At 55.4% G+C, this 3,495-nt stretch carries 2 protein-coding genes; one reads left to right on the forward strand and one right to left on the reverse strand.

Features of this window, described 5'->3' with window-relative positions:
• Positions 1-1,204 precede the first annotated feature (1,204 nt).
• The gene (tig, locus tag Q0Z93_RS09925; protein ID WP_298065093.1) at positions 1,205-2,521 is read right to left on the reverse strand and encodes a trigger factor; all 1,317 of its coding nucleotides are present in this window, start codon (positions 2,519-2,521) and stop codon (positions 1,205-1,207) included.
• An 83-nt stretch (positions 2,522-2,604) separates the two neighbouring features.
• Between tig and Q0Z93_RS09930 the strand changes: the two genes are divergently transcribed.
• On the forward strand, positions 2,605-3,171 hold the full coding sequence (locus Q0Z93_RS09930; protein WP_298065095.1) for a pentapeptide repeat-containing protein: 567 nt from the start codon (positions 2,605-2,607) through the stop codon (positions 3,169-3,171).
• Positions 3,172-3,495 lie beyond the last annotated feature (324 nt).

The following is a 3,495-nucleotide window of genomic DNA, read 5'->3' on the forward strand; positions in this document are numbered from 1 at the left end:
GGCGCGAGCAACTTCGGCGGTGCTCGTTGCTCTTTCCGCTGGCGGCGACCCGGTGCTATTCAGAATCATTCTTTACCCACGCACCGGCGGAAACTCAGTTCGGTTGCGATCTCTCTATGACAGGCCGGAGCCACCCCGGGCGGAGGCCTGCAATTTTCTCGCTGCGCTCATTTGCAGTCCCCGCTGGCTCCGGCCCATTTTGCCACAAAAAACTATTTCATTCCGTGCGCTGGCGGAAAGCTTGTTCAAAAGCGCAAGCTGCTTTTGAACGATTTCCTACTCCAGCTGTCGCGCGCGGGGAGTTTGAGGAGACTGCGCTCCCGCGCGGGGCCGCGTGCCCGCGGTGGACGAGCGAAACTGCGTTTTGCCGGAACCTGCCGGGTACAAATTGCTTGTGATTCGCGCGCCGGGAAAATCGTTCGTTTTCAACTCACGTTGAAACCGTCAATTTTCCTTTTTCGGCGTGGCGCGCGGAGATGAACTTGCTTTTTCCCGCGCGCTGGCGGAAATCTTGTTCAAAAGCAATTCATGCTTTTGAACGATTTCCGTCTCCAGCCGTCGCGCGCGCGGTGCCGGGACCCTCGGCACGCGAATATAGGAGTTTGCGCCGCCTTAACGGGAGGAAACTGCCCTCGGGCCGGGCGGGCCGCGGGTGCCCCCGCCGGGCTTGCGATACTTCGTATCGCCTGGGCTGCCTCTACCCCAAATTATTTTTTTCCCGAGCGCTGGCGGAAATCCTGTTCAAAAGCGCAAGCGGCTTTTGAACGATTTCCTTTTCCAGCGGTGTCGCGCAAGGCTGGCGCTGCTTGACATGCGATTCAGACCGCTTTTACATTATTTTTCCCGAGCGCCAGCGAAATCTTATTTCAACAAACTGTCGTTTGTCGAAATGATTTCGCTCTGTAAGGCGCGGCGCGCGGGGTGCCCTCGGTACTCCAGCCAAGGTATTTGTTTCGCCTTAACCGGATGGAACTGCGCTCCCGCGCGAGGCCGCGTGCCCGCGGCGGGCTTGCGATGCTGCGCATCGCTGAGGCAAGCTCTATTCCAACTTTTTTGTCCCGCGTGTCGAAAAAACTCCCCAATCCCCCTGCACCAACGGTAGGTAAAATTACGATTTTTCACCGAACAAGGCGCATTTTGACCACAAAATGCGCCTTGCCATTCCACCCGATCGGAAAGAGAGCCTCCCGCCCCCCGTTAGCCACTACCCCAATTTCTGGAACTCTTCCGGCGTCACGGTCTTTTCGTTCACCTTGATCTGCGCCGCCACCGCCTCGATCACCTTCCGTTCACCCACCTTGTCGTAAATCTTGCGCACCTCCTCCTTGTTCCCCAGAATCGAATTCACGAAGTTTTCCAGCATATCATCCGCCACGGTGTGCATTCCGTAATACTGGAACTGCATCATCGCCACCTCTTTGGCTTCCGCCTTCACATCCTCCTGCGTGATTTCGAGCTGGTTGTCCTTCATCACCTTGCGCCGGATCAAGTCCCAACGCAGCATGTCGAGGAACTGCGGAAAATCCTTTTCGATCTCCTCCATCGAGAACTTTTCCTCGTTCACCCGGTAAAGCCAGTTTTTCAGGAACGCTTCCGGCAATGACAAACCCGTCTTCTCCAACAAGTACTTCCGCACGTCCGCCGTAAACTTGAACTCGGTTTCCTTGGCCAGCTCGCCGCGCACCTGCTCGTCGATCTTCGCATCGAACTGTTCCGGCGTCGTCACGTCCCCGGCCGGGAAAGCCATCTTGAAAAACTCTTCGTTCAGCTCCGGTTCGGCGAACTTCCGAATCTGGGTAATGGTGAACGTATATTTCGGATCCATCCCTTCGAGTTCCGCTTCCTTGACACCCAGAATCGAAGCCCGCTGGGAAGGAGTTTTGTAAATTTCGTTGACGTCCACTTCAACGGCATCCCCTACTTTCTTGCCGATAAACGGTTTGCGCGCCTCTTCATCCATGCCGATCAGCCCCACGTAAGCATCGTCCACGACCGTATTCCCCTGCGTCAAAGTCCCGGTCAGCGCTTCGTCGGAGGTCACGGCATCGACGTCTACCAACTTCCCGAACCGCCGCATGTAGTTGCTTCGGAACCCTTTCCGCATATCGTCGTTCGGTTCGATCGTGTATTTCGTCACGCTGTTTTTCTTGGTCAGCGCCAGATTCACTTCCGGCGCCAGCCCGATCTCGAACACGAATTCAAAATCGGTTCCCTTGTCGAAATCCAGTGTTCCCTGTTTGTCCGACGGCATCAGGTCGCCGACGGTTTCGATCCCGTTTTCCTTGATATATCCGAACGCCGCATCGGTAGCCTTGTGATACGTATTGTCGGCCAGCACACCCTTGCGGTACATCTTGTTGATGATTCTCATCGGCACCATCCCCGGACGGAAGCCCGGCACATTCGCCTTGCGTTTATAATCTTTGAGCTGCTTGTCGACCTGTTCCTTGTAATCGGCCTCGCCCACGGTGACCCGAAGCAGGGCGGTCTGGTTCTCGAGGTTTTCTCTGACTACGTTCATTGAAAGTATCTGGTTAGTTTTATTTGCTTTAAGAGGATGCAAAGGTAACGGAATTTTGCGAAAATCCGCTATTTTTGATGCCGATGGTCTGGATTTGCGACAAGGTATTGCACAAAATCTGCGGAAGGGGGAGCCTGCCGGGAACGGAGTTCGAGATGTGCGTGTTCCGGGAGTGTGATTTCACGGAAGCCGACTTTTCGGAGTTCGATTTCGCGGACTGTGTTTTCGACCGGTGCCGGATAGTGATGACCCGGTTGGAGAAAACGGGCATGCGGAATGTGGCGTTCGAGGGATGCGAGGTGCGGGGTGTCGATTTCGGTCTCTGCCGCAAGTTCGGTTTTTCGGTGACGTTCCGGGAGTGCCACTTGAGTTTTTGTTCGTTCCACGAGCTGAAGATGCCGAAAATCCCGTTCTCGGGGAGTGCGTTGATCGAGTGTTTCTTTTCGGAGTGCGACCTGACGCGGGCGGATTTTTCGGGATGCGACTTGGAACGGACGCTGTTCGATCGTTGCAGTTTGGAGCGGTCGGATTTCCGCACGGCGGTCGGCTATACGATCGACCCGGCGTCCAATCGGATGCGGGGGGCCTGTTTCGCGCGGGACGGGCTCGAAGGGCTGCTGACGCAGTATGGCTTGGAAATCAAGGGGTAAATGGTGGTGTTAGGTCCGGCTAAATCTTCTTGGTTGACCTGACTCCATATAGGCTATGCAAGTTCTGACCAAAGTCTTGTCGGGGCTGCCACGAGGGATGGGCGACAGACCGAGCTGGCTGAAAATGTCGTCTCTCCTCTCCGGCATGGCGCGCGGATAACTATCCTCTTTAATCGTAGGTTTTATTGTACGTGTGCTTGGGAGGGAACTGTTCTCTTTAACTGCGCTACGCTCGTTTTCCTCGCGCTATCTCGGCATAGTCCGCAAGCGGCCTCTGCTCTCGAAACGCTGCTCGGTTGTGAACAAAAGGAACCTATTGAGATG

This window comes from uncultured Rikenella sp., assembly GCF_947628055.1.
Lineage (GTDB): Bacteria > Bacteroidota > Bacteroidia > Bacteroidales > Rikenellaceae > Rikenella.